Origin of the sequence: Stenotrophomonas maltophilia group sp. Smal12 (assembly GCF_037079935.1) — a bacterium.
Lineage (GTDB): Bacteria > Pseudomonadota > Gammaproteobacteria > Xanthomonadales > Xanthomonadaceae > Stenotrophomonas > Stenotrophomonas sepilia.
This window is the reverse complement of the sequence record NZ_JBAWUK010000015.1, coordinates 1-24836: the sequence shown is the minus strand read 5'-3', so window position 1 is coordinate 24836 and position 24836 is coordinate 1. Positions and strand designations below refer to the sequence as shown.

Annotated in this window: 22 protein-coding genes; 6 read left to right on the top strand and 16 right to left on the bottom strand. The window is 66.9% G+C overall.

What is annotated here, in order from left to right:
• Window positions 1-21 precede the first annotated feature (21 nt).
• The gene (locus WDC87_RS08795) at window positions 22-909 is read left to right on the top strand and encodes a DMT family transporter (protein ID WP_005416295.1); all 888 of its coding nucleotides are present in this window, start codon (window positions 22-24) and stop codon (window positions 907-909) included.
• 141 nt (window positions 910-1050) lie between these two features.
• Here the strand turns inward: WDC87_RS08795 and WDC87_RS08790 are convergent, their stop codons facing one another.
• The 3 genes from WDC87_RS08790 to WDC87_RS08780 form a co-directional block, all read right to left on the bottom strand.
• On the bottom strand, window positions 1051-2058 hold the full coding sequence (locus WDC87_RS08790; protein WP_252744542.1) for an aminoglycoside phosphotransferase family protein: 1008 nt from the start codon (window positions 2056-2058) through the stop codon (window positions 1051-1053).
• A 99-nt stretch (window positions 2059-2157) separates the two neighbouring features.
• The gene (locus WDC87_RS08785; RefSeq protein ID WP_252744543.1) at window positions 2158-3192 is read right to left on the bottom strand and encodes a heparan-alpha-glucosaminide N-acetyltransferase domain-containing protein; all 1035 of its coding nucleotides are present in this window, start codon (window positions 3190-3192) and stop codon (window positions 2158-2160) included.
• The gene (locus tag WDC87_RS08780) at window positions 3189-3779 is read right to left on the bottom strand and encodes a TetR/AcrR family transcriptional regulator (protein ID WP_252744544.1); all 591 of its coding nucleotides are present in this window, start codon (window positions 3777-3779) and stop codon (window positions 3189-3191) included. Before WDC87_RS08780 ends, WDC87_RS08785 begins: the two co-directional genes overlap by 4 nt.
• 144 nt (window positions 3780-3923) lie before the next feature.
• Between WDC87_RS08780 and WDC87_RS08775 the strand changes: the two genes are divergently transcribed.
• A complete protein-coding gene (locus tag WDC87_RS08775; protein WP_252744545.1) occupies window positions 3924-4349 on the top strand; it encodes a DoxX family protein in 426 nt (141 codons plus the stop codon).
• Here the strand turns inward: WDC87_RS08775 and WDC87_RS08770 are convergent.
• Window positions 4322-5125: an APH(3')-II family aminoglycoside O-phosphotransferase gene (locus WDC87_RS08770; RefSeq protein WP_072168935.1), complete on the bottom strand. Its 804-nt coding sequence runs from the start codon at window positions 5123-5125 to the stop codon at window positions 4322-4324. The two genes, WDC87_RS08775 and WDC87_RS08770, sit on opposite strands and share 28 nt — an antisense overlap.
• 278 nt (window positions 5126-5403) lie before the next feature.
• On the opposite strand from WDC87_RS08770, the gene WDC87_RS08765 reads away from it, so the two are divergent.
• Both WDC87_RS08765 and WDC87_RS08760 read left to right on the top strand, forming a co-directional pair.
• The gene (locus WDC87_RS08765; RefSeq protein WP_072168936.1) at window positions 5404-6120 is read left to right on the top strand and encodes an SDR family NAD(P)-dependent oxidoreductase; all 717 of its coding nucleotides are present in this window, start codon (window positions 5404-5406) and stop codon (window positions 6118-6120) included.
• Window positions 6121-6216: 96 nt separating this feature from the next.
• Window positions 6217-8163, top strand: a complete 1947-nt coding sequence (locus WDC87_RS08760) for an EAL domain-containing protein (RefSeq protein WP_252744546.1) — start codon at window positions 6217-6219, stop codon at window positions 8161-8163.
• On the opposite strand, the gene WDC87_RS08755 is transcribed toward WDC87_RS08760, so the two are convergent.
• Window positions 8160-8771 (bottom strand): TetR/AcrR family transcriptional regulator, encoded by a 612-nt coding sequence (locus tag WDC87_RS08755; RefSeq protein WP_252744547.1) that lies wholly within the window; start codon window positions 8769-8771, stop codon window positions 8160-8162. The genes WDC87_RS08760 and WDC87_RS08755 overlap by 4 nt on opposite strands.
• A gap of 104 nt (window positions 8772-8875) precedes the next feature.
• Here WDC87_RS08755 and WDC87_RS08750 point away from each other — a divergent pair, with 104 nt between their 5' ends.
• Complete coding sequence (locus tag WDC87_RS08750; RefSeq protein WP_252744548.1) at window positions 8876-9952, top strand: MBL fold metallo-hydrolase; 1077 nt, start codon at window positions 8876-8878, stop codon at window positions 9950-9952.
• A gap of 27 nt (window positions 9953-9979) precedes the next feature.
• On the opposite strand, the gene WDC87_RS08745 is transcribed toward WDC87_RS08750, so the two are convergent.
• Together WDC87_RS08745 and WDC87_RS08740 are read right to left on the bottom strand one after the other, a co-directional pair.
• Window positions 9980-10477: a hypothetical protein gene (locus WDC87_RS08745; protein WP_005416285.1), complete on the bottom strand. Its 498-nt coding sequence runs from the start codon at window positions 10475-10477 to the stop codon at window positions 9980-9982.
• Window positions 10478-10511: 34 nt separating this feature from the next.
• The gene (locus tag WDC87_RS08740) at window positions 10512-10724 is read right to left on the bottom strand and encodes a hypothetical protein (RefSeq protein ID WP_252744555.1); all 213 of its coding nucleotides are present in this window, start codon (window positions 10722-10724) and stop codon (window positions 10512-10514) included.
• A 268-nt stretch (window positions 10725-10992) separates the two neighbouring features.
• Here WDC87_RS08740 and WDC87_RS08735 point away from each other — a divergent pair, with 268 nt between their 5' ends.
• Window positions 10993-14112, top strand: coding sequence for a discoidin domain-containing protein (locus WDC87_RS08735; protein ID WP_252744549.1), 3120 nt, complete (start codon window positions 10993-10995; stop codon window positions 14110-14112).
• Between the two features lie 59 nt (window positions 14113-14171).
• Here WDC87_RS08735 and WDC87_RS08730 read toward each other — a convergent pair whose 3' ends face one another.
• The 9 genes from WDC87_RS08730 to WDC87_RS08690 form a co-directional block, all read right to left on the bottom strand.
• Window positions 14172-15149, bottom strand: a complete 978-nt coding sequence (locus tag WDC87_RS08730; protein WP_252744550.1) for an ABC transporter substrate-binding protein — start codon at window positions 15147-15149, stop codon at window positions 14172-14174.
• A 16-nt stretch (window positions 15150-15165) separates the two neighbouring features.
• Window positions 15166-16917 (bottom strand): amino acid ABC transporter permease/ATP-binding protein, encoded by a 1752-nt coding sequence (locus tag WDC87_RS08725; protein ID WP_301655200.1) that lies wholly within the window; start codon window positions 16915-16917, stop codon window positions 15166-15168.
• Window positions 16914-17465 carry a GNAT family N-acetyltransferase gene (locus WDC87_RS08720; RefSeq protein WP_065185134.1) on the bottom strand — a complete coding sequence of 184 codons (552 nt, stop codon included), beginning with the start codon at window positions 17463-17465 and terminating at the stop codon, window positions 16914-16916. The genes WDC87_RS08725 and WDC87_RS08720 overlap by 4 nt, the downstream gene beginning before the upstream one ends.
• Window positions 17462-18682 carry a M20 aminoacylase family protein gene (locus WDC87_RS08715; RefSeq protein WP_088497294.1) on the bottom strand — a complete coding sequence of 407 codons (1221 nt, stop codon included), beginning with the start codon at window positions 18680-18682 and terminating at the stop codon, window positions 17462-17464. Before WDC87_RS08715 ends, WDC87_RS08720 begins: the two co-directional genes overlap by 4 nt.
• 4 nt (window positions 18683-18686) lie before the next feature.
• Window positions 18687-20030, bottom strand: a complete 1344-nt coding sequence (locus WDC87_RS08710) for an LLM class flavin-dependent oxidoreductase (protein ID WP_252744551.1) — start codon at window positions 20028-20030, stop codon at window positions 18687-18689.
• A gap of 19 nt (window positions 20031-20049) precedes the next feature.
• Window positions 20050-21027 (bottom strand): MsnO8 family LLM class oxidoreductase, encoded by a 978-nt coding sequence (locus tag WDC87_RS08705; protein ID WP_252744552.1) that lies wholly within the window; start codon window positions 21025-21027, stop codon window positions 20050-20052.
• Between the two features lie 14 nt (window positions 21028-21041).
• Window positions 21042-21404, bottom strand: coding sequence for a DUF3088 family protein (locus tag WDC87_RS08700; RefSeq protein WP_061477874.1), 363 nt, complete (start codon window positions 21402-21404; stop codon window positions 21042-21044).
• A gap of 156 nt (window positions 21405-21560) precedes the next feature.
• Window positions 21561-22142: an FMN reductase gene (msuE, locus tag WDC87_RS08695; protein WP_252744553.1), complete on the bottom strand. Its 582-nt coding sequence runs from the start codon at window positions 22140-22142 to the stop codon at window positions 21561-21563.
• A 116-nt stretch (window positions 22143-22258) separates the two neighbouring features.
• On the bottom strand, window positions 22259-24835 hold the full coding sequence (locus WDC87_RS08690; protein WP_301655199.1) for a TonB-dependent receptor: 2577 nt from the start codon (window positions 24833-24835) through the stop codon (window positions 22259-22261).
• Window position 24836: the final 1 nt, after the last annotated feature.

Genomic DNA, 24836 nt, shown 5'->3' with positions numbered 1-24836 from the left:
GCCCTTTCCCCAAGCGCCCCGATGCGGGCGGCGCTGCTGATGCTTGGCAGCACGATGGCATTCGGCCTGATGGCGGTCGCGATCCGCTACGCCACCCGGTACGTGCCAACCCAGGAAGTGGCGTTCTTCCGCAATGCCTTCGGCTTGCTGGCGTTGCTGCCGATGCTGCTGCGGCCGGGCCGTGCTCCGCTGAAGACGCAACAGCTGCCGCGCTATTTCGTGCGCAGTGCGATTGGCCTGGGCTCGATGCTGTGCGCGTTCTGGGCACTGGGCCACCTGCCGTTGGCGCAGGCGGTGTCGCTGTCGTACTCCACGCCGCTGTTCGTCACGATTGCCGCCGTGCTGTGGCTGGGTGAAACCGTGCGCGTGCGCCGCTGGGCCGCGGTCGTGGTCGGCTTCATCGGTGTGCTGGTGATCGTGCGACCCGGTACCGCCGGCTTCACTGCGGGCAGCCTGGTCGCCGTGGCCGCCGCGGTGCTCAGTTCGCTGGTGGCGATCCAGATCAAGCAGCTCACCCGCGTCGACAGCGCCGATACCGTGGTGCTCTACACCTACGTGTTCTGGGTGCCGCTGTCGCTGGTTCCGGCGCTGTTCGTCTGGGTCTGGCCGAGCGGCATGGCCTGGCTGTGGCTGCTGGCCACCGGCGTGCTCGGCACCATCGGCCAGCTGTTGTGGACGCGGGCGCTTCGCCTGGGTGAAGTCTCGGCGCTGACCCCGATCAGCTTCCTGCAGCTGCCGCTGGTAACGCTGTTCGGCTGGCTGCTGTTCAATGAAAGCGTGGACCGCTGGACGATCATCGGCGCCGGCATCATCCTCGCCGCCAACGCCTACATTGCCCACCGCGAGGCCGTACTTTCGCGCCGCGCCGCCAGCGCAGCCGCCTCGTCAGCGGCGAAGCCCGCCGAATGAAAACCGCCTCGGTGGACAAGCCCTGGGTAGAGTCGACTGTGAGTCGGCTGCTTTCCGTTCGGAGCTGGAAAATCCCGCGCTGCGCGCGATAGCCGACCAGCAGTCGGCCCTACCCGGCCGATCCTGGCAACGGCGCAGAACCTAATCCAGCGCGTGATACACCCGCTCGGCCGCGTCGAACACATTGCCCGGGGCGAACTGTTCGCTGAGGAAATGCAGCGACTGCCGGCGCAGCTGCGGCGACCGGTCCTCTCCATCGCTGCCCAGCAGGACCTGCTGGAACTCGATCAGGTCCTGCAGGATGCGCCAGTGACGGTACCAGGCGATCCAGCGAGGGTCGCCGCGGTCACTGCCATAGCCCTCCTCGAATCCCACCGGGTTCTCGCGGCCCCAGCGCCCGCCGACAGCGCCACCGATGAACATCAGGTCGCGCTCGCGCGGTGCCAGCGACAGGCCATCCCAGTCGATCAGGTGCAGGCCGCCGTCATTGCCCATCAGCAGATTGCCGGCATGAAGGTCGGTGTGGCACAGGTGCAGCCGCACCGGCACATCCTGCAACGCCGCGTGCAGCTGCAGTGCCTGCGCGTGCAGCGCCGCGATGCGCGCGTGCTGCTGGTCCCAGACGGAGACGAAGGCACGGCCCAGCCCATCCTTGGCAGCCGCCAGGCCTTCGCCGGCCAGCCACTGCCCGACGGTATCAAGCGCTGCGGTTTCCATCCGGATGCTTGGCAGCGCTTCCTGCAGCGCCGGTGGCGGGCACGCCTCGTGCAGGCGCCGCAGCACCTCGCCCAACCGTTGCCATTGCGTGCGGCTCAATGCCGCCTCGAAACCGGACTGGCCTTCCACATACGGGAACAGGGTGAACTGCAGGCCCCAGCGCTGCACCGATGCCCCGCCGGTCAGCGCCGGCCAGGGCGCAACGATTTCCTCGATACCCAGCGTGCCGCGCAGCCAATGCAGGGTGTCCCAGACGGCTGGGGCCACCTGGTAGCTGCGGCATTTCAACCACCACTGCCCGCGCCTTGCATCGATGCGATACACGCTGGCGTTGGCATCGGCGCCAACCGGGCGTGGCACCACAGCGGTCGCGGTGATGCCATAGGACTGCTGGAGGACTTCGCCGAGATGCTGCGCCGAAGCGGATGACATGGATGCAAGCGGAAAGTGTTATCTGCGACAACTATCGCAGATGTGCCCGCCACGACACAGACATGTCCGTCACAACATCGTGCCCGCGCGACCAACGTGCTAGCCGGCGACGCGACGCATCACCGCTTCCAATGGCCCCCGCGTGAACCGCCACGACCACAGCCACGCTGCGCCCGTGGCCAGCATCAGGAACAACAGCGCCCACAGCAGCACGGTCGGTAGCGACGCGCTGCCATCGAGCAGCCCCAACCATTCCAGCGTACCCATGCCCAGCAGGATGTGGCCGACGTAGAGGGTCAGGGTCATTCGCCCTGCTGCAGTCAGCGGTTCCAGCCAATCCCCCGGATAACGGCGGCTGATCCAGAGGCACGCGGCAATCGCGCTGCAGGCTGCCCCCGCACCGGTCAACACGTAGGCCGGTCCCGGCGGCATCGGCTGCGTTCCCAGCCACGGCTGCCAGGGCGTTCCCTGCGCAAGGTGCTGCACGGCCTGGCCTGCGCCGATCAGCAGCAGGCCCACCAGCAGCAACGCACGCTGCACCCGCGGTTGTGACAACGGCAGGCGCGCCAGCAGCATGCCCAGCAGGAAGAAGCACATCCAGGGCAGCAAGGGATGGAAGCCGTTGAACAACAGGTTGCGCGCAACACCCGGCCATTGCCAGAGACCGGCATACTCCAGCGTCTGCCAGTTCCAGCCCTGGCTGTAATTCCAGTGCAGCAGTGCCCAGGACGACCCGGCCGCGAGGCCGGCGATGCTGGCCAGCAGCACCCGTGGCGACGCACGCAGCCACAGCACCGCCAGCGCGAAATGCACCGCGTAGTAGTGCAGGATGTCGGCCGGGAACAGGGTGAGGTTGAGCAGGCCCAGCACCAGCAGGAACAGCGCGCGCCGCCAGGTCTGCGCGCCGGCCGGCATCCAGCCAAGGCGCTGCGTGGCCAGTACCAGGCCAAGTCCGGCCAGGGTGACGAAGGTCGCAGAGGCCTTGCCTTCCAGCAGATGGAAGAAGCCGGCCAGCCAACTCGCACCCTCTGCCGGCACGGCCATCGCCAGGCGGAAATTGACCAGCACCATGCCTGCCAGCGCCAGATACCGTGCCAGATCAAGGCCGTGCAATCGCCGCTCAACCGCGCTCATGCGCGTGCACCGAGCAGCAGCGCGAGCAGGCCTGGGTCCAACGGAGCCTCATCGGTGCCACCGGCTTCGCCCAGCCCCCGGCGCAGCGCATCGCTTTCGATGGCATCCAGCAGCACCTGCGCCTGCAGTGCCGGGGCCAGTACGGGACGCCGACGTTCACGCTGTGCCACCTGCTGCAGGGCTTCGGCCAGCACAGCCTGCAATTGCCTGCGATTGGCCGCAAATGCCTCGGCCACGGCCCGATTGCGTGCGCTCTCGGCCAGCACTTCGACGGCGAGCGTCGCCCATTCCGGCTGGCTGCACAGTGCGTGGAAGTCCTGCAGGAACGCCAGCACCTGCGTGCGATCACCGTCGGCCGCGGCCAGTCGCTGCAGCAACGGCGCCACATCTTCGCCCTCGGCCACGGCCACTGCAAGGATGATCGCTTCCTTGCCGGGGAAGTGATTGTAGAGATTGCCCAGGCTGACGCCGGCCGCCTGCGCGATGTCACGCATGCTGGTCTGGTGGAATCCCTTGGCGAGGAAGCACTGCAGGGCGGCCTGCAGGATCTGCTCGATGCGTTGCGCGTTGCGGTCGGCTCGGTTCATGGCGTCAATAGTGAACGAACGTTCGTCCAACTTGAAGATGGCAACCCGTTCATCAGCGAGTTCCGTTCAGCCGGCCCTTGACCTCAACTGCGGTTGAGGCCCGATGCTGCGTGGCCCGTTCCAAGCCCAACCCGGAGAGACTTCATGCCACGGATGATCACCGCCCTGCTCGACAGCCGCGTGCTGTGGTTCCTGGCCCGCCTGCTGCTGGCGGTGGTGTTCCTGTCATCGGGTCTGGCCAAGCTGCTGGCGTGGGACAACAGCGTGGCCGAAATGCAGGCGGCCGGGCTGCAACCGCCTGTGCTGTTCAACCTCGCCAGCGCCGTGGTGCTGCTGGGTGGCTCACTGTGCCTGCTGCTTGATCGCCTGCTCTGGCTGGGCAGCGGCGCGCTGGCGGTATTCATGCTGCTGACCATTGCCATCGTGCATGCCTTCTGGACCACGCACGGCGCGGAACAGCAGCTGACCCTGTTCTTCGCACTGGAACACCTGAGCGTGGTCGGTGGCCTGATCTGCGCGGCCATCGCCAGCCGCGCGCGGGCTCAGAAGAACTCGTCGAGCAGCCGGTAGAACGCCAACCGGCGCTCGTCGGCCACAGCGCCGTAGCGTTGGAACAACGGCGTGACCCAACGCGTATCTCCGAAGTTGTGGACCAGGCTGCGCGCGGCCAGCGCCAGGTCCTGGTAACGGTCGGCCACGCCCAGCCGCCCACAGTCGATGAACCCGCTGAAACGCCCCTCGGACACCATCAGATTCGGAAGGCAGGCATCGCCATGACTGACCACCAGATCTTCATGATCGGGACGGGTGCTGCACAGTTGGGCGAAGACCTGCTGTGGACTCTGTCCCAGGCGTTCGTCATCGAAGTCATCGGCATCCACGCGCCCCGCCTCGACCCGTGCCTGCGCGGCCGGCAGGCGCGAGGCCAGCCGCTGATCGAACGGACAGGCTGCTACCGGCAACGCATGCAGCCCGCGCAGCGCGTCGGCCAGTATCTCCACCCGTTGCTGCGGCGCGAGTTCCGGCGACGAAGCCAGATCGCGGCCAGGCAGCGCGCTCATCAGCAACCAGTGCCGGCCCGCTTCTTCGGCCGTGGCAATCACCGTTGGCGCTGGTTGTCCCTGTGCCTGCAACCAGCGCAGGCGCGCGATCTCATCGCCCAGCTCACTGAAGGCGTCGATCAGTTCCGACTTGAGGAAGGCATCGGGGCGGCCCGGCCGCAGCACGCGGGCAACGTCGGCCCGCGAAACACCCATCGACTGCCGCTCGATGCGCGCATCGGCCAACGCCTTCTGCCACGCCAACGGCAGCGGCATGCCATCAGGGGTGGCGTTGTGCTCGTCCATGCCAGGAGATTCCTGTTGCCGGTGACCCTGTGCATTCTCGCTCATCCTGGCGCACATCGACCCGCGTGCGGCAGGCAGCCTGAGCGAGCTGACCGGGCGGCCGGCAGCCACTACGCCCCAGCGCCTGCAGCAGCGACGGCTGCTGCCACGGTGCCGGTGCCAGTTCGACGACACGGCCTCGACCCTTACCGCCGAACGCGGCGGCCTGCGCGCGTTCGCCAAGTGGGGCACCGTTCTGGCAGCCGATCGTGGCTGCCGCAGTACAACGAGGAAGCAACATGAAATTGATGGTCATCGGCGCCAGCAAGGGCCTGGGACGCGCGTTCGTGGAAGGCCTCTGTGCTAGGGGTGACACTGTGATTGGTGTCTCGCGCAACCGCCCGTGCGGCATCGCCTGCGCTGACGGCGTCACCCTGCAATGGATCGAAGCAGACCTGTCCCGGCCGACCGTGGCTGCCGACCACATCGCAGCGCAGGCACCGGCCGATATCGATGTGCTGATCCACAACCTGGGTATCTGGGAAGACAAGGCCTTCAGCGACGAGTACGCCTTCCTCGATGAAAGCGATGCTGCACTCACGAAGCTGGTCGACGTCAACATCACCGCGACCCTTTTACTGCTGCAACGCCTGCTGCCCCGCGTACTGGGCGCAGCGCGCCCGCAGCTGGTGCTGACCGGTTCGACCTCGGCCCTGCCTCGCAGTGGCCGCCCGGAAGTGGCGTTCGGCGCCTCGAAGTTCGCCCTCAACGGCATCGCCGATGCGCTGCGCGAAGGCTTCCGCGATCGCCGGCTGGCGGTGACCAGCCTGCAGTTGGGCTACCTCAACACCGATGACGCCTTGTCGGTGCCGGTGGCCGAGGCCGCAGCGCGCGGCGACGGTGAGCAGGTGCCGGTCCACGATGTCGTGGCCATGGTAAGCGCCCTGTTGCAGCTGTCATCCTCCGGCTTCGTGCGCGAACTGGTGCTGCCCGCCATCGCCGACCCGCGCTACTGACCTTGCCGGCCGCGGCAGAGCACCCTCCGTGGCCGCGCGCGCGGTCGTGGTTTACCCTGCTCGTCACTGGCCGTCGGTCACAGGCGGGAACCTGCTATGGATGCGCTTTCACGGGTCTCGGCCCAGGTCCTGGACAGCGCCCTGCCCAGCCTGCCGCTGTATCTGCTGCAGGCCACGGCAGTGATCGGCATGATCGGCGTGCTGCTGATCGCCACCCGTCGCGCCGGGCACGCCATAGAAGGCCGTCGCCTGTATGTCGGCGTAGCGCTGGGCCTGATCTACCTGTTCAATTCCTGGTTCGTGGCCCGTTATTCCCAGGGTGTCGTCAAACTGCACCTGGGCTTCGACATCCTGCTGGTCAGTGGCCTGCTGGGCGGCTGGCGCGGCGGCTTGGCCTGCCTGGCTGCCGCCCTCCTGGCCCGCTACCAGTTCGTCGGTATCCCGTTCTTCCTGCCTGCCAGCCTTGAGGCCGTGTTGCAGATGGTGGCGGGCGTCTGGCTGCGCAGGCACCTGTACCCGCGCATGCTCAACGAGCTCTCGCCGCGCATGATCCTGCAGGCATGGTCCGTGCGCATCGGGGTAACCGCTCTGGGTTTGGCGCTGGGTGTGGCAATCATTGGCGCCGATCAACTGCCGGTGGCCGAGCTGGCGATCCAGCGCGCGCTGGCACTGCCGGTCTCGCTGCTCGTGCTCGGCGCCGTGTTCGCGCTGGTCTACAACGATGCCCAGATCGATGCGCAACGCCAGCGCGGACAGGCCTGGCTCCGCATCGATCCGATCAGCGGGCTGCCCAACATGCGTGCGCTCGGTGAACGCCTGCAGCAGTACTGGCGGGATAACGACGGCACCGGCAAGGCCTGCCTGATCGTGGCCGAGATGGGCAACCTGCGCGATCTGCGCCTGCGCTACGGGCCGTTGCAGGACAACGGCCTGTGGCAGCGCGACAGCACCGAGGAAGTGCATCGGTTGCTGCCGTCGCTGCCGGCTGCGCAGCTGGAGATCTACCAGTTCGGCGATGCCGCGCTGGCGATCCTGGTGCGCGGCCTGACCTTGTCCACACTGCGCACGCAACCGCAGATCACCGAGCTGGCCAGCAACCTGGCCGATCGGGTCGGCCGCGATTGGCCGGGCTTCCGGCCGCTGTTCCGCTGTGCAGTGGTTGAATTGAAGCCCCCTGCTGATGCCGACGAAGGACATCTTCCGTTCCGCGCCATCACCGTGGCACTGAGCGCGATCGAGTCGGGCGTGGTGTTCTTCGATGACCCGATCCAGCGCGACAGCGAGATCGACGCCCTGATCGAGGTTGCCCTTGAGCACTGGCTGCAGCAGGGCAATGCGCCGCTGTGCTACCAGCCCAAGCATCGCCTGCAGGATCGCCAACTGGTCGGCGCCGAAGCACTGCTGCGCATGCGCGACGGCGAAGGCCGGCCGATTGCCCCGATGCGGGTGATCTCGCTGCTGCGCCGCCAGGGGCGGCTGGCAGACCTGGAATGGGCCACGCTGCGGTCGGCGGTGCACTTCCTGCAGCACTGCCGGCGGGACGGCGCGGCGCTGACCATTGCAGTCAATGTTTCAGCCGAATCGCTGCGCCTGCCCGACTTCGGCCTGCGCCTGCAGGAGCTGCTTCAGCTGCATGACATCCCCGGTGCGATGCTGCGCCTGGAGATCGTCGAATGGACCGAAATCGTCGAGCGCGACGTGGTCGATGCCAACATCGCACAGCTGCTGGCAGCCGGGGTCACCCTGTCGCTGGATGATTTCGGCGCCGGCTATTCAACCCTGATCCTGCTTTCGCAGCTGGCCATCGCCGAGGTCAAGATCGAGCAGGCGCTGATCGCCACGCTGTCCGACGCCAAGTCGCAGTCGATCGTGCGCTTCATCGTCGAGGTCGCGCACCGCTGCGGCGCGATCGTGGTGGCCGAGGGTACCGAGACCCTGGCCCAGGAACAGAAGCTGCGCGCACTCGGGGTGGATGTCGGCCAGGGCTACCTGTACTCGGCGGCGCTGCCGGCCGACGAGTTCCGTCGCTTCGCAGCCGGCTAGACCGCGTAGAACCCCAGGAACATCGCCACCGCCGATTCGGCCACGCGCGCACGTTCCTGCGCGGTCAACGGTGGCTGCCCCATCGTGACCTGCGGCCAGAACGCGAAGCTCTTCACCAGCCCATGCAACTGGGCGCCGGCAAAGTCCGGATCCACCTCGCGCAGGCGGCCATCGGCAATTGCTGCGCGGATCCAGGCACTATCGCCGCTTTCCTTCTCGCCCATGCGGCAGACGATGGCCTGCGCGCGCTCCGGTGAATGGATGATCTCGGCCATCGCGACCCGCGCCAGATCGATGAAATTCCCATCGCTGAGCAGGTCCAGCTTCTGGCCCAGCAACTGCAGCAGCTGCGTCTGCAGCGGCTGGTCGGCGCGGTATGGCAGTGCGTCGCTGGCCACGCTGCGCTCCCACAGCTCCTCCAGGATCATCGAGAACAGTGCTTCCTTGCTCGGGAAATGGTTGTAGACGGTGCGCTTGGAGACCCCCGCCGCCTCGGCGATGCGGTCCATGCTGGTCGCCTCGTAGCCCGATGCACGGAACTCCTCCACCGCCGCGCGCACGATGGCGTCACGTTTGCGGTCGGTCAGGCGTTGCGGGGCACGGGACATGGCGGAAACCGGATAACTGAACGGATGCCTCCATTTTACACTCGACAGTGTACTTTTGAAAAACACGAAACTACACTGTGCAGTGTACTCAGCGGACGTCGCCCATGAAGCGCCTGCTCCTTGTCCTCCTGCTCGGAATCCTCGCCGTGACCACCTACACCTTCTGCAAGTCCTGGTCCCTTCCCGACTTCCCCGATTCGCCGCAGTACCGTGATGGCAAGTTCCGCAATGCCCTGCCCCGTCCGGCGATGGGCCTGCGCGACGGCGCGGAGATCTGGTGGACGTTCCTGTTCAACAAGCCCAAGGGCACCGTGCCCGCGCACCCGATTCCGGTGAAGCCGCTGGACCGCGCCACGCTGGACGCCGCACCGGATCGCAGCCTGTTCCGGCTGGGGCACTCCACGATCCTGCTGAAGCTGCGTGGCCAGTACTGGCTGACCGATCCAGTGTTCTCCGAGCGCGCCTCGCCGGTGCAGTGGATGGGGCCGGCACGCTTCCATGCACCGCCGATCAGCATCGACGCGCTGCCGCCGATCGCCGGTGTGATCCTCTCGCACAACCACTATGACCACCTGGACCATGCCGCGGTCATGCAGCTGGCCGGCAAGACCGCGCGCTTCATTGCACCGCTCGGCGTCGGCGACCAGCTGGTCGCGTGGGGGGTGGATGCGCGCAAGGTCGAGCAGCTGGACTGGTGGCAATCCACCGAAGCCAACGGCCTGCGCCTGACCGCGACCCCGGGCCAGCACTTCTCCGGCCGCGGGCTGGGTGACAGCGACCGCAGCCTGTGGGCTTCATGGGTGATCCAGGACGGTGACTTCCGCATTTTCTTCAGCGGCGACACCGGCTACTTCGACGGCTTCAAGGCCATCGGCGAGAAATACGGTCCGTTCGACCTGACCATGATCGAGACCGGCGCCTATGATCCGCGCTGGGCATTCGTGCACATGCAACCGGAACAGACGCTGCAGGCGCACCTGGACCTGCGCGGCAAGTGGCTGCTGCCGATCCACAACGGCACCTTCGATCTGGCCCTGCATGCATGGCAGCAGCCGTTCGAGCGCATCACGGCGCTGGCCGCTGCAAACAATGTTCCAGTGGCTACGCCGATGATGGGCGAAGCACTGGACATGCAGGCGCCGCAGGCGGGTACGCGCTGGTGGGAGACGGTGGAGCTGTAATGCGGTCGGCTCCGATTCTGGCCGCCGCTACGTCTTCGGGTGAAGCCTGCGCCCTTCCCGGGCCAGATTGATCTGTAGCGCAGCGGCGGCGAGCTCGGTCATTTCCGTCGTGACTTTCCCGCTGCCGCGCGCTCGCAGCCAACCGAGAATGTCGACGAGATGCCAGATCGAGGTCGAGCCGTCATGCACGGGGGACGGAAACGACTGCGGGTTGGCCAGCATGAGCTTCCGCATGTTCTGGCGCGACATTCCGAGCAGGTCTGCGACGTCAGTGAGCCCAACCAGATCGGGGCTCACTTCAACCAGTTCGGCACCGGGCACGGCCCGCTGCACATCGTCCAGCGCCGAACGCAGGGCAGCCCCTGCGCTATCTGCTTCGCGGCAGAACGCCAAGGCCAGCCGTCCCGGCAGCCCAAGGCCCACAAGCGCGTCGTCACAGCCGCCTTCGGCCAGGCGCTGCTCGAGGACGCCGATTTCAATACCTGTGTCCGGCAAGCGGTACTTCAGGGTGAAGTTGAACTCCATGATTGACCCCCTTCGCTTCTGACGAAGCGTGATCTCATTGCTCACGACTGCAGTTCTCGACCACACGCCGCAAGGCTCTTGCATGATGGCTGCCGCTACGCGGTGTGCTCCAGATGCTCACGATGCAGAACTCCCCGCATCGGCAATCGGTGTCGTTGCAAGGGCAATACATCCGGCCCCACGCATGGCCGCCCGCCATACGGAGCCTCCACCCACGATCCTCCGCGAACTGCAACGCCGCTTCGATGTCCTTGTCTGGATGACGCGCTCGAGACCTTCCTTGTTCTCCATAGTCTGCACACGGTTCACATTGGTTGTCAGATGACAACCCACTTAAAAGGACTTTCGACGTGACCCTAGCCAATTCGCGCTACACGTCCAGAGCCACATCCGTCAGCCCTCCCGTGATGGCAGCGGCAGCGTCCAGCGGCGCTGCAGTGCGTCATGTAACCGGTTACATCCCTTGCTAGCGTAGCGCTCGCCCGATTCCGGCCGAACCTGCGAGGCTGTCCGTAATGACGTTGCGCGCCGAACGCTCCAAGGTCTCCACACCGCCTTTCCCGTTGCGCCCTGCCGCTGCCCTGCTGTTGGCCACCCTGGCCTCCAGCGCACAGGCACAGACCCTCCCCCCGCGCAGCCAATGGCAGGCCAGCAGTTCCTCGCAGCAGGTGCCGGCGATGGCGATCAGCCACCTGATCGACGGCAACCCGAAGACCGTTACCGGCGGTGCATTCAGTCCGGGCCACTGGTTCCAGATCGATCTCGGCGCGCCTGCAATGCTGGCCGGCGCGCGCCTCACCTGGGATGTCTCCAATCCGGAAGGCTATTCGCTGCAGACCTCACTGGACGGCAGGCAGTGGCAAACCGCGTACACGATGGCCGATTCGCTTGGCGACGTGGAAACGCTGTACTTCGCGCCACGGCAGGCGCGCTACCTGCGGCTGGCCAGCCCGCAGCGCACTTCCGATTGGGGCGTGTCGATCTTCGAGATGGAGCCGCTGGACAGCACGCTCAGCGCACGCGTCAGCGGTATCGATGCAGCGCAGGCGGCGGCGCTCTGGCAAGGCGGCGGCACCGTCGCGATGCCGGCCGGGGCAAATGGATCCCATACGCTCGAGATCACGCTGCCGCAGGCCCAATCAACGGCTGGCCTGGTGGTCGACTGGGCCGATGGCGCACGAGGCGCTGCCCGACTACAGGCGCAGGATGCACAGGGCCGTTGGCAGGACCTCGCACACGATGCACAGGCGGCCAGTCACCGTCAAAGCTGGCTGGCCGCCACTGCAGCACAACCATTGAGTGCTTTCCGCCTGAGCGTGGACGGCGCTGCGCCGCAGATCGCACGCCTGCGCCTGCTCGGTCCGAAAGCCGTGATGACGCCGATGAAGCAGTATCAGATCGTCGCCAGCGGCGCCCAGCGCGCATTGTTCCCGGCCTCGCTGCAGATGCAGCAGACCTACTGGACGGCCGTGGGTGTGCATGCAGGACGACAGAAGTCGATCTTCGACGAGTACGGCAACCTGGAAGCCTTCAAGGGCGCACCGCTGGTGCAGCCCATCTGGCGCAATGCCGATGGCCAAACCGCCGGCGCCGCCGGGCAGGCCATGCAGCATGCCCTGCGCGACGGCTGGAAGCCGATGCCCTCCGCCACCTGGTCACCGCAACCCGGCCTGCAGCTGCGCAGTGAAGTGTTCGCCATTGAGCGCGATGGCCAGCCGGTGACCTTCCTGCGGCATCGCCTGCAGAACACGGGAAGCACGAAGATCGAAGGCACGCTCAGCCTGGTCGTGCGCCCGATGCAGATGAATCCGCCATGGCAGAACGGCGGGCTGTCCCCGATCCGCGAGGTGACCATCGATGGGCAGGCCCTGCGTATCAATGGCCGCACGCTGCTGCAGTCGCTTACTCCAGTGACCGCATCCGGCGCGGCGCCATTCGGCAAGGATGGCGCAACGGAGATCACCGCAAGTCTCGCTGCCGGCCAGCTGCCTTCCACGCAACAGGCGCGTGATGACCAGGGGCTTGCCTCGGCTGCGTTGAACTACCGCGTCTCGTTGGCGCCGGGAAGCAGCGATGCCATCGTGGTCGCGTTCCCGTTGGGCACCGCCGCCGCCGATGCCAATGGCGTGCTGCCCGAAGCGCCTGCGCTGGATCTGGCCACGCTGCCCCGCGATGCCAATGCGGCGTTTGATTCACTGGCCACGCAGGCGTCTGCGGACTGGCAGGCACGGCTGGGCCAGGTCGGCCTGCGCCTGCCCGATCCGTCGCTGGTGGACATGCTGCGCGCGCAGGCCGCCTACATGCTGATCAACCAGACCGGTCCAGCCATGCAGCCCGGCCCGCGCAACTACAACCGTTCCTTCATCCGCGACGGCATGGCCACCTCGGCGGTGCTGCTGCGGATGGGCGAAGCCCGCGTGGCGCGCGACTACCTGGCCTGGTACAGCGAACACGGCGTGCATGCCAACGGCCTGGTCTCACCGATCCTCAACGACGATGGCAGCGTCAACACCGGCTTTGGATCGGACATCGAGTACGACAGTCAGGGCCAGTACGTCGCGCTGGTGGCCGATGTCGCGCGCCTGGACGGCGGACCCGAGTCGGTGCGTGACTACCTGCCGAAGGTGAAGGCCGCGCTGCGCTTCCTGCAGGAGCTGCGCGAGCGCACGCTGGTGCCCGGTTACAAGGCCGACCAGCCTTCGCCGGAACGGTTCGCGGGCATTCTTGCGCCGTCGATCAGCCATGAGGGCTATCCGTCGCCCACCCACAGCTACTGGGACGACTACTGGGGCCTGAAGGGGTGGCACGACGGCGCTTGGCTGGCCGAATCGCTCGGCGACCACCAGACCGCAGCCTGGGCGCGCGAACAATACAAGCTGCTCTACGACGCACTGCATGCCTCGATCCGGGCGACGATGGCGTGGAAGGGCATCGACTTCATTCCCTCCTCGGCCGACCTGGGCGATGGCGATCCCACCGGCGTTTCGATCGCACTGGACCCGACCGGCGCACAGAGCGTGTTGCCCGCCGAGGCGCTGCGGACCACCTTCGCGCGCTATCTGGACGATGTGCGCAAGCGCAGCCAGCCCGGTGCGCTGTACGCCTACACCCCGTACGAGATCCGCAACGTGCTGAGCTATGTGCACCTGGGCCAGCCGCAGGTCGCCGATGAGCTGCTGCAGGGGCTGCTGCATGACCGGCGCCCGCTTCAGTGGCAGGTGCTGGCCGAGGTCGTGCACTCACGCCTGCGCTTTCCTCGCTACCTGGGCGACATGCCGCACACCTGGATCGGTGCCGAATACGGCCGCACGCTGTTCGGCATGCTGATGCGCGAAGACGATGATGCGCTCTCGCTGCTGCCGGGCACGCCGCCATCGTGGGTGGCGGGCGATGGATTGGCCGTGGAAGGCCTGCCCACCGCGTATGGCACGTTGCAGATGCAGGCACGGCAACGCGACGGCACGCTATCGATCACGCTGGGCAATGGCCTGCGCAGTGGGACGGCGGTGAAGGTCTGGTGGCCGGCGCGGACGATGCCGAAGACCGTGCGTGTGGATGGGCGCGACGTTACCGCGTTCGATGCAGAGGGCGTGCGCCTGGCAAGACCATTCAGAACGCTGGAGGCGCGTTGGTAGAGCAGCCGAGCATGGCTCGGCTCTACAGAAGCAGCGGTAGCGCCGGGCCACGCCCGGTGTCATTGCAGCGTCGGCAACCCCGGCGGATTGGTCTGCGATTGCGGCACCGCCTCCTCGGCCACGTTCCAGCGCTTCAATGCCTGCGCATAGGTGCCGCTGCCGATCTGGGTGTTCAACGCCTGCGTCACCGCATCGGCCAGGCCGCTGCCCTTGCGCGTGGCCACCGAGATCGCCGCAGCGTTCGGCCAGCCACCGGGGAACAGGCCCACGCGCCGCACCTTGCCATCGCGTGCCGAGTAGGCGCCGGTGGCATTGGGCTCGAACGAGACATCGGCGCGGCCAGTGATCACCGCCAAGCGGCCGACCACGGCGTCATCGAAGTACTGGTACTCCACCGGTTTCAGGCCGGCCGCAATGTTCTGCCGGTCCCACTGCCGCAGGATCTGGTCCTGGTTGGTGCTGGCGCCCACCACGACCTTCAGCCCGGCCACATCAGCGGGTTTCTCGATCTTCTGGATGGGCCCATCGCTGCGCGTGTAGATGCCCAGAAGATCGTAGCGGTAGCTGGAGAAGTCGAACTTCTTCTTGCGCTCTTCGGTCACCGTCACGTTCGACAGCACCGCATCGTACTTGCCCGATTCCAGCCCCAGCGGCCAGTCCGCCCACGCGACCGGCACGATCACCAGCTTCAGGCCCAACGCATCGGCAATCAGCCGCGCGATGTCGGGCTCGATGCCGACCACGTCCTTGCTGTCCGCGCCGTAGTCGGCCAGCGGTAGCTGCCCCGGATGGGTCGCCACGGTGAATGCGCCCGGCGTGACGAAGCGGTAGCCCGCAGGAATCAGGGCCTGCGCCTTCGGGTCGAGCGTGCCCTTCAGCACGGCGGTGTTGGTACCGGCCAGGCTGGTCGCGGCCACAGTGGCAGCCTCCGGGGCCTGGCGCACGCGCGAGTAGACGATGCCGGCGATGCCGATGACCAGCACCGCCACGATCAACAGGGTGCTGCGCGAGGGGCGACGCGCCGCTGCAGGGCTCATGGTGTTCCTTCCGGGGTTACAGGGTCTTGGCCAGGAAATCGGCGGTGCGTTGCTGGCGCGGGCGCTCGAACAGAGCCTCGGGCGTGCCCTGCTCGATCACCCGGCCCTGGTCCATCATCACCACGTGGTCGGCCACGCGGCGGGCGAAGCTCAATTCATGGGTGACAATTACCAGCGTGGTGCCGGAGCGGGCCAGCTCTTCGATCACACTGAGCACTTCGGCCACCAGTTCCGGGTCCAGCGCAGAGGTGGGTTCGTCGAACAGCAGCACCTTCGGTTGCAGCGCCAGCGCGCGGGCAATCGCGATGCGCTGTTGCTGGCCACCGGACAGCTGGCGCGGGAAAGCATCGGCCCTGTCGGCCAGGCCGACCCGCTCCAGCAGCGTGCGCGCCTGCTGTTCGGCCTGCACACGGGGCACGCCACGCACCGCGATCGGTGCCTCGATGATGTTCTCCAGCGCGGTCAGGTGCGGGAACAGATTGAAGCCCTGGAACACCATGCCCACCTCGGCACGCCGACGGCGGATCTCACGCTCAGGCAGTTCGTACAGGGTGTCACCGTCACGGCGGTAGCCGATCAGCTGGCCGCCGACGGTCACATAGCCGCTGTCGGCACGCTCCAGGTGGTTGATCAGCCGCAGCAGCGTGGACTTGCCGGCGCCCGATGGGCCGATCAGCACCGTCACGCTGCCGGCGCGCAGGTCCAGGTTCACATCCTCCAGCACCGGCTGGTCGCCAAACACCTTGCCTACGCCGTGCAGCGATACCGCCGCGCCCTCGCCCGCTTCGACCTGGGGGGCGATGCGCGGGCGGTGGATCACGCGCGGCGCAGCATCACTCTGCACGCGCAGCAGCGATGACACGTGCGATGCCGAGCGCTCGCGCTGCAGCTGGCCGCGCGCGAAACGCTGCTCCACGCGCCGCTGCAGCAGTGAAAGTACGGTCAGGATCACCAGGTACCAGACCGTGGCCACCATCAGCAGCGGCACCACCTCCAGGTTGCGGCGGTAGATCACCTGCACTGTGTAGAACAGCTCAGGCAGCGCCAGCACGTAGACCACCGACGTGCTCTTGGCGAGGCCGATCACATCGTTGAACGCGGCCGGCAGGATCGAGCGCATCGCCTGCGGCAGGATGATGCGGCGGACCTGGCGGCCACGTGGCAGGCCCAGCGCGGCCGCGGCCTCGTGCTGGCCGTGGTCAACAGACAGAATGCCGCCGCGGATCACTTCGGCCGAGAACGCGGCCTGGTTCAGGGTCAGGCCCAGCACCGCGGCAGTGAACACACCGATCAGCTGCGTGGTCGGGTACGAGAACAGGTTGATGCCGGTGAACGGCACGCTCAGTTCGATGGTGCTGTACAGGTAGCCCAGATTGTTCAGCAGCAGCAACAGCACCAGCAGCGGGATCGAGCGGAACAGCCAAACGTAGCCCCACGACACCGCCGACAGCAGCGGCGAGCCGGAGACGCGGGCCAGCGCAAGCAACGTGCCCAAGGCGAAGCCGAGGCCAGTACCGAGCGCGGTCAGCAGCAGCGTGCGGCCCAGTCCCTCAAGCACCGGGCGCGCGAAGAACCATTCGGCGAAGGTGCCCCAGCCCCAGCGCGGATTGCCCAGCACGGACTGCAGCCCGATCAGGATCAGCGCCAGTGCCAGCACCGTGCCGAAGACCTGCAGCGGATGCCGGGCCGGCACGATCTTCAGCGCCGGCGCTGGCGCTGGCGCCGGCCGGGTTGCAATGCCATCCAGCGCGGTCGAAGGCGTGCTCACGCGTGGGCTCCTTGCAGCTGGGTCTGTGCAGGCACGATGGGGGGCGCCGGTGCCCGCAGGTGCTTTTCGAACGGCAGGTGCGCAATGGTTTCGGGATCCGCATCCAGATCGAACAGCGCGGTGTAACCATGGCTGAGGTACAGGCCAACAGCTTCAGGCTGGCGGAAGCCCGTCGTCAGGAACACCCGCCGATACCCTTGCCGCGCCGCCTGCTCTTCCAGCTCCTGCAGCACGCGCCGCGCAATGCCCTGGCGACGCAGCCCGGGCAGCGTCCAGATGCGCTTGAATTCGGCGGTATCCGGATCACGGTGCGGCATGAACGCACCGCCGGAAATCGCCACCCCGTCGCGCAGCAGCAGCACGAAGGCGCCCACCGGGGCCGCAAAGGCCTGCGCCGGATAGCGCTGCAGCTCCTCGCGGGCGCTGCCACCGATGCGTCGACGCACGTCGGCGTAGCGGCTGTCGTACTCCTGCTCCAGGCCGTCGAACAGCGGCCGCGCCAGTGGGTCATCCACCGAGGTGTAGAGGAAGCGTTCGTTGCTGCTCATGCCACGTCCTTCACCAGATAGTCTTCGGCCAGCCGTGCCCACAGGCTGGCAGCGGGTGCAATGGCGGCGTCGTTGAACACATAGCGTGGGCTGTGCAACGGTGCGCTGTCGCCGTTGCCGACGAACACGAAGCTGCCGGGCCGCGCCTGCAGCAGGAAGGCAAAGTCCTCACTGGCGGTGCGCGGTGCGAAGTCGGGCACCACCTGTTCGGCGCCGAAGCCCTGCACCGCCACCTTGCGGACGTAGGCGGTCTGCTGCGGGTGGTTGATCACGCTGGGGAAGCCGCGCGGGAATTCAATCTCGGCGCGCGCGCCGAACGCGGCGGCGGTCTGCTCGGCAAGTTCCGTGACCCGGCGTCGCAGCGTGTCGCGCACCTCGGGCAGGTAGGCGCGCACGGTCAGCTTCAGCTCGACCACGTCCGGAATCACATTGGCGGCCTGGCCGCCGTGGATCGAGCCGACGGTGACCACGCCCATCTGCCGCGGATCGACATTGCGCGACACCACGCTCTGCAGCGCGGTAACGATGTGCGCTGCCGCCAGGATCGGGTCGATGCTGCCCTGCGGCTCGGCACCGTGGCCGCCCTTGCCGATCACCTTCAGCCGCGCCCAGTCCACCGACGCCATCGCCGGGCCATCGACAAAGCCGAAGTGCCCCACCGGCGCGCCCGGCCAGTTGTGCAGCCCATAGATCGCATCCACCGGGAAGCGTTCGAACAGGCCATCGGCAATCATCTTCGACGCGCCCGAACCCGTCTCCTCTGCAGGCTGGAATACCAGCTGCAGGGTGCCGTCGATATTGCCGTGATGGGCCAGGTAATGCGCGGCGGACAGCAGGATGGCGGTATGGCCATCGTGACCACAGGCATGCATCAGGCCCTCGGTCTGGCTGGCGTAGGCCAGGCCGGAGTCCTCGCGGATCGGCAGCGCATCGATGTCGGCACGCAGCCCCAGCCGACGACTGCCCTGCCCGCGCTGCAACGTACCGACCACGCCGGTACCGCCAAGGCCAGTGGTCACTTCATAACCCCATTGCTGCAGAAGTTCGGCCACACGTGCGCTGGTGCGATGCTCCTCGAAGGCCAGCTCCGGGTGCCGGTGGAGGTCATGGCGGATCGCAATGGCGGCCTCGGCGCGTGCTGCGATTTCGGGCAACACGCCAGTCGCTGGGGAACTCCGCCGGGCCTGGCCCGGTGCTACTGCGGTTTCTCCGCTCATTGCCCTACCCCACCTTCCGCGCCGGTTCGGCGTCGGTCGCATACCGGCTGGCCTTGTACGGCAGGCCCAGATGCTCGCGCAGCGTCTGCCCTTCCAGCGCGCGCTGGTGGTAGCCCCGCGCCTGCAGGATCGGCAATACCTGGGTCACGAAATCGTCCAGGCCCTCGCGCTGCGCGGCAAAGCCGAGAATGAAGCCATCGCTGGCACCGGCATCGAACCAGCGGATCAGCTCATCGGCCACGTGCTCCGGCGTACCGATGAAGTTTGGTCGCGGGCTCACTGCCTCCAATGCCACCTGGCGCAGGCTCAGGCCCTTCTCACGCGCATCCTGCTTGATGCGGTCGGTGGTGGAGCGGAACGAATTGCTGCCAATGTCACCCAGCTCCGGGAAGGGCGCGTCCGGATCGTACTGGCTGAAATCGTGGTGGTCGAAGAACCGGCCGAGATAGGCCAGCGCATCCTCCAGCGTTGCCAGTGCGGCAATCGCCTGGCACTTGGCTTCAGCCTCCTCGGCAGTACGGCCGACGATGGGGCCGATGCCCGGAAAGATCTTCACGTCATTGCCGCTGCGGCCATGCGCGATCGCCGAATTCTTCACCTTCCGGGTGAACGCGCGGGTTTCCTCCAGCGACGGCGAGTGGGTGAACACCGCGTCGGCGTACTTGCCGGCCAGCGCGATGCCGTCGTCGGACGAACCGGCCTGGAAGATCATCGGCTGGCCCTGCGGCGAACGCTGGATGTTGAGCGGCCCTTCCACCTGGAAGAAGCGGCCCTTGTGGTCGAGGCGGCGGAACTTTTCCGGCGCGAAGAAGATACCGCTGTCGCGCTCGCGCACGAAGGCGTCGTCGTCCCAGGAATCCCACAGCCCCTGCACCACCTCCAGATACTCGTCGGCGATCTGGTAGCGCAGCGCATGTTCCGGGTGTGGCCGGCCATAGTTGCGGCCCGAGCCCTCCAGTGGCGAGGTCACCACGTTCCAGCCGGCACGGCCGCCGCTGAGCAGATCCAGCGAGGCGAACTGGCGGGCCACGGTGAACGGATCGCTGTAGGACGTCGACAGCGTACCCGCCAGGCCGATCTTCTTCGTTGCCGCGGCCAGCGCCGACAGCAGCGAGATCGGCTCGAAGCGGTTGAGGAAATGCGGGATCGACTTCTCGTTGATATACAACCCGTCGGCCACGAAGCCGAAGGCGATACCGTTGTCCTCGGCCGTGCGTGCGATGTCGATGTAGAACTGCAGGTTGACGCTGGCATCAGCCGGATTGGACGGATGCTTCCAGGCATGCATGTGGCTGCCGGGGCCCTGCAGCATGATGCCGAACGGAATGTGGCGCGGGGTCGTGCTCATTGGGAATCGCTCCTGCAGGTCAGGCCACCGCCGCGCGCGGCGCAGGCGACAGCAGTTCGAGGGATGTCAGGCGTGCGTCAAGGTCGGCCACCGGCGCGTCGAGGATGAATTCGCCCACGCCGAAACGCCGGTGCAGCGCGTCCAGTTCGCCGCGCACATGCTGCGCATCACCGGACAGCACGCCGGGGCGCGTTTCCTCGATGCGGAAGTCGGCCACGCCCACCTGGCGCGCGTACTCGGCAGCCGCCTCGGGGCTGGGCAGGTTCACCGCCTGCCCCGGACCGAGGTGCAGCTTGTAGACGCGCAGCGCGCCGATATGACGCGCTGCTGCTTCGGCAGTCGGTGCGGCGAAGGCCACCGTGGCCAGCAGCGGGGGCTGCGAGGAGACGCTGCGGTAAGCGTCGAACGCAGCCTCGATATGTTTCGGGTCGCCATCGAAGTGCGCGGCGTACACGAAGCGCCAGCCCAGCTCGGCTGCTTGCTTCGCGCTCTGTGGGCTGGCCCCGAGCAGGAAGCGCTCAGGCGCCTGCTGTGGAATCGGGCGCGCCAGCGCCTCGGTCGCGACACCGGACAGATCGCCCTCCAGGTCGCGCAGCTGCTGGTCGAAATCGGCGAATGCCGGGCGTCCCGCCGCCAGCGCGGCGGTCGACGCTGGCAGGCCACCGGGCGCCTTGCCCACCCCCAGATCCACGCGCCCCGGCGCCAACGCCGCCAGCAGGTTGAAGCTCTCTGCAACCTTGTACGGCGCATAGTGGCGCAGCATCACCCCGCCACTGCCGATGCGGATGCGCCGGGTCTGCGCCAGCACCCAGGCTGCCAGCACTTCCGGCGCCGGGCTGGCAAGCGCCGGGGCAGCATGGTGCTCGGCGAACCAGTACCGGTGGTAACCCAGCTGCTCGGCACGCTGCGCCAGCTGCAGGCTGTTGCGCAGCGCCTGTTCGGGCGAAGCACCTTCGGCCACCGGGCTCTTGTCCAGCACACTGATGAGATAGCTCACGGTCGCGTCCTCGCTCAGGGGTGGGCTACAGGAATGCCAAGCAAGCCGTTCAGCGCGGCCAGGATCGGCTCGGCACCGGAGATGTACTGGCGGTCCTGATGCACGCCACTGGCCAGCTCGCTGCGCACACCCTGCGGCAGCACCAGCTTGGGCAACGACTGGTCCTGCTCGCCGATCTCGGCAATCACCTCGCGGCGTGGCCGCGCGAAGCCGATGCGGCGCACATCCAGCTGCGCGTCGAGGCCGTCGATACTCGACAGTGCCCCTTCCAGCAGCAGGCTGTGCCGGCAGAAGAAACGCTGGCCAGGAATCTGGCCATCCTCGAACTCGCGGTCGAGCAGGAACAGGATGGGTTTGCTTGCTGCGTCCAACGCCACGGGAGTGTCCTCATCAGGGCCGGCAATGCGATGCCGCTTCGATTTCGATGCTAGGGATGCCGGTGCTTGCGGTGGCGATACCAGGCGACAATCGGCGGTCAGATCCGGCCATGCAGATGCGCCTTGGCCATAAGCAAAGCGCCGTCGGTTATGCCGTCAGGCAATGCGTCGCAGCGGCGCCGGTACCGCCGGCGCCTGCACGGCCAGATGCCCGGCCGCACGCTCGGTCGCCAGCGCGATGCGGGCCTGCAACGCTGCACTGTTGATGTGCTCGCCATCAAAGTCGGCAGGCGTGGCATACACCCCGATCGGCAGCGTGTGCGCCTGCAGGAAACTGAACAACGGCCGCAACTGATGGTCGATCACCAGTGCATGGCGCTCGCTGCCCCCGGTCGCCGCCAGCAGCACCGGTGTATCCACCAGCGCCTCCAGCTCGATGAAGTCGACCAGGTGCTTGAACAGCCCCGGATACGACCCCCGATACACCGGCGCGGCCACCACCAGCAGCTCGGCCGCCTCGATCGTCTGCAACGCCTGCTCCACCGCAGGCTCCGCCTCATCGCGAGACAACGACTGCCCCAGCGAGCGCGCGATCGGCGCCAGCTCCACCACCTCCACGCTGGCGTGTACCCGCTGCTGCAACGACGCCAACAGGTGCCGCACCAGCAGCAACGTGCGCGACGTCGCCGAGCTGGTCGGTGACCCTACCACTGCAACCACCTTCAATGCAGAAGACATGAACTGCTCCTCGATGATGCCGAACCCCGTCCGGCCGCCTTTCGCGTTCTGTAGAGCCGAGCCATGCTCGGCTGCTGTTGCCTTTGTAGAGCCGAGCCATGCTCGGCTGCTCCACCTCAGAACCGGTAATTGATCCGCCCGTACCAGAACGTCCCGATCCGGCTCAGCACATCGCCCGAATCCCACGTCGTCTCGATGCTGGCCACATCGGTAGCACTGCGCGCGTACTCCGGCACCTTGCGCGTGCGCTTGTCGAACACGTTGTTGACGCCCAGCGCCGCGCTCCAGCCCGCACCCAGCTCCACCGCACCTGAAAGGTTGGTCACCAGCACCGGCGGCTGCCTGTATTCCACGCCGTTGTTCAGGCGCTTGATCGGGCCGTAGTAGGTGAAGTCGACATTCGAGCGCCAGCGCCCGTTCTGCCAGCCCAAGCCCGCCACCTGGGTGTAGCTGGGCGTGCGGAAGCGCAGTGCGTACTCGCTGGATTTGGTCAGCAGGTTGATGTTGGGCAGCCCCTGCAGCGCCGCCGGAATATCACTGACCTTCCGGATCGTGGTGCGGCCGACGTTGGCCGCGTAGCTCCAGCGCAGCTTGCCCCACACGGTTTCCTGGTTGGCCTCCAGGGTCAGCTCGACACCGCGTGTGCGGGTATTGCCAACGTTGGTGAAGTAGCTGGCATAGAACGCATCACCCGGCAGGATGCTGATGCCGGCCGAGCCCAGCAGCGCATCGATGGTGTTCTTCTGCGCCGCAGTCAGCACCGTGCCGCTGTTGTCGGTGATGCGCGCTGGATCCTGCGCGTTGTAGCCGATCTGGCTGGACTGGCCGAGCTGGCCACGGATGTCGATCTGGTAGGCATCCACGGCCAGGTGGAACGCCGGGCTCGGGTCCCAGGTCACGCCCAGGCTGTAGTTGGTGGCCTTTTCCGGCTTCAGCGGTGTGGCACCCAGCGCAATCGCCGCCGGCGAAGACACCTGTGCCACCAGCGTGGTGCCGCACGGGCAGCTGCCGGTGGCCTGGTAGAACTGCGCGCCCAGGCTGGGCGCATGGAAGCCATTGCTGACCGTCGCGCGTACACCCAACGCGTCGGTGAAGTCGAAGCGCGTGGTCAGGCGGCCCGTGGACACGCTGCCGAAGTCGGAATGATCTTCCCAGCGTGCAGCGGCATCCAGGTACCAGCGCGCGGTGATGTTGGTGGCCGCGCCCACATAGACCGCCTTGCTGTTGCGCGTCGCCTTCACCGCATCGGCGGTGGAATAGCCCACGAACGCGGCGGCACCGAAGCCGGTGTACGACTCCCACTGCCCGGCGCCGCGTTCGTACTGTTCGTGCTGGTACTCGGCACCTGCGCTCACTTCCAGCGGCGAAGCGAATGCCGCCACCTCGAAGCCACGGCGCAGGTCGAGGTTGGCGATACCCTGCTGGTAGTCCAGCTTGCCGTCGTAGAAGTCGGTAGGCGAACCGGGGTATGGCAGCGAGTAGTTCACCGAGTTGCGCGTATAGGTGCGCACCGTGCTGCGGTTGCCGGTCAGGCTGGCGTCGTAGTCCCAGCCTGCGATCTGGCCTTTCACGCCCGCGGTGCCGGTGTACTGCTTCTCCTTGGTTTCCAGCACCGGCAGGAAGCCATCGGGAAACACGCTCAGCACGCCTGGAGCCTTGTAAGTGGTGAAGATGGTCGCCGGCAGACGGAAGTTCTGGATCGCCTGCGCGGTGCGGTCACTGGCCGTAGCGTTAGCGTAGAACTGCGCGCTTTCGCCCAGGCCATGGCCCACGTTCACCGCGAAGGCCTTCAGCGCATACGATGGCGAACTGAGGATGGTGTTGGCCTCGGCATTGCGGCTGGCTTCGGCCGGGTTCAGTGATGCGCCGGCCGGCAACCGGTTGTTCGGGCGCAGTGCGACCAGGTTGCCGTTGGCGTCCACCGCCGGATAGCTCAGGTAGCCATCGATGTAACGGCGGGTACGGATCGCGTGGTGCTGCCGCGTGGTTTCGCCCGACAGGTTGACGAAGCCATCGGCGCCCCACGGCAGGCCCACGTTGGCACGCACGCTGGTGCGCGCGCCATCGCCATCAATGCTCTGCCCGCTTTCCACGGAAAGCTCGCCACCGTGTGCCTGCGATTTCAGGATCACGTTGACCACGCCGGTGATCGCGTCCGAACCATAGATGGCCGACGCGCCATCGCGCAGCACTTCCACATGGTCGATCGCCGAGACTGGAATCAACGCCAGGTCAGCCCAGGCATGGCCGGGGAAACCGCCGCCGTTGGCACCGCTCACATAGGCACTGGCATTGCGGCGCTTGCCGTTCACCAGCACCAGCGTGTAACCCGGCGAGAGATTGCGCAGCTGGTAGCCACGGATCAGGCTCTCCTGGTCGCTCTGGTAGCCACCGATCTGGCTCAGCGACGGCAGGCTGCGCTGCAACGCTTCCAGCAGGTTGGCCTGGCCGGTCGCAGCAAGGTCCTCTGCGGAAATCACATCGATCGGGGTGGAACTGTTCTTCACCGTGCGCGTGCTGGTGCGCGACCCGGTAACGACCACCGCATCCAGCGTGGACGCTGCCACGTTGGCCGTTGCAGCGGTGGCAGCAGGATCCGCATCGGCGTCAGCCGCATGGCCAGGCGATGCGGCCAGAACGCTGGCGATCAGGACGGCGAGAGTGTTCAGCTCAGGGGCGTGGGCAGCAGGCATG

Excerpts from the sequence above, each read along its gene's own strand:
- WDC87_RS08750 (WP_252744548.1), top strand. The coding sequence starts at position 8,876 with ATGAAGCGCCTGCTCCTTGTCCTCCTGCTCGGAATCCTCGCCGTGACC.
- WDC87_RS08755 (WP_252744547.1), bottom strand. The coding sequence starts at position 8,771 with ATGTCCCGTGCCCCGCAACGCCTGACCGACCGCAAACGTGACGCCATC.
- WDC87_RS08785 (WP_252744543.1), bottom strand. The coding sequence starts at position 3,192 with ATGAGCGCGGTTGAGCGGCGATTGCACGGCCTTGATCTGGCACGGTAT.
- msuE (WP_252744553.1), bottom strand. The coding sequence starts at position 22,142 with ATGTCTTCTGCATTGAAGGTGGTTGCAGTGGTAGGGTCACCGACCAGC.
- WDC87_RS08775 (WP_252744545.1), top strand. The coding sequence starts at position 3,924 with ATGCCACGGATGATCACCGCCCTGCTCGACAGCCGCGTGCTGTGGTTC.
- WDC87_RS08690 (WP_301655199.1), bottom strand. The coding sequence starts at position 24,835 with ATGCCTGCTGCCCACGCCCCTGAGCTGAACACTCTCGCCGTCCTGATC.
- WDC87_RS08745 (WP_005416285.1), bottom strand. The coding sequence starts at position 10,477 with ATGGAGTTCAACTTCACCCTGAAGTACCGCTTGCCGGACACAGGTATT.
- WDC87_RS08710 (WP_252744551.1), bottom strand. The coding sequence starts at position 20,030 with ATGAGCACGACCCCGCGCCACATTCCGTTCGGCATCATGCTGCAGGGC.
- WDC87_RS08795 (WP_005416295.1), top strand. The coding sequence starts at position 22 with ATGCGGGCGGCGCTGCTGATGCTTGGCAGCACGATGGCATTCGGCCTG.
- WDC87_RS08720 (WP_065185134.1), bottom strand. The coding sequence starts at position 17,465 with ATGAGCAGCAACGAACGCTTCCTCTACACCTCGGTGGATGACCCACTG.
- WDC87_RS08770 (WP_072168935.1), bottom strand. The coding sequence starts at position 5,125 with ATGGACGAGCACAACGCCACCCCTGATGGCATGCCGCTGCCGTTGGCG.
- WDC87_RS08730 (WP_252744550.1), bottom strand. The coding sequence starts at position 15,149 with ATGAGCCCTGCAGCGGCGCGTCGCCCCTCGCGCAGCACCCTGTTGATC.
- WDC87_RS08715 (WP_088497294.1), bottom strand. The coding sequence starts at position 18,682 with ATGAGCGGAGAAACCGCAGTAGCACCGGGCCAGGCCCGGCGGAGTTCC.
- WDC87_RS08790 (WP_252744542.1), bottom strand. The coding sequence starts at position 2,058 with ATGTCATCCGCTTCGGCGCAGCATCTCGGCGAAGTCCTCCAGCAGTCC.
- WDC87_RS08760 (WP_252744546.1), top strand. The coding sequence starts at position 6,217 with ATGGATGCGCTTTCACGGGTCTCGGCCCAGGTCCTGGACAGCGCCCTG.
- WDC87_RS08765 (WP_072168936.1), top strand. The coding sequence starts at position 5,404 with ATGAAATTGATGGTCATCGGCGCCAGCAAGGGCCTGGGACGCGCGTTC.
- WDC87_RS08735 (WP_252744549.1), top strand. The coding sequence starts at position 10,993 with ATGACGTTGCGCGCCGAACGCTCCAAGGTCTCCACACCGCCTTTCCCG.
- WDC87_RS08780 (WP_252744544.1), bottom strand. The coding sequence starts at position 3,779 with ATGAACCGAGCCGACCGCAACGCGCAACGCATCGAGCAGATCCTGCAG.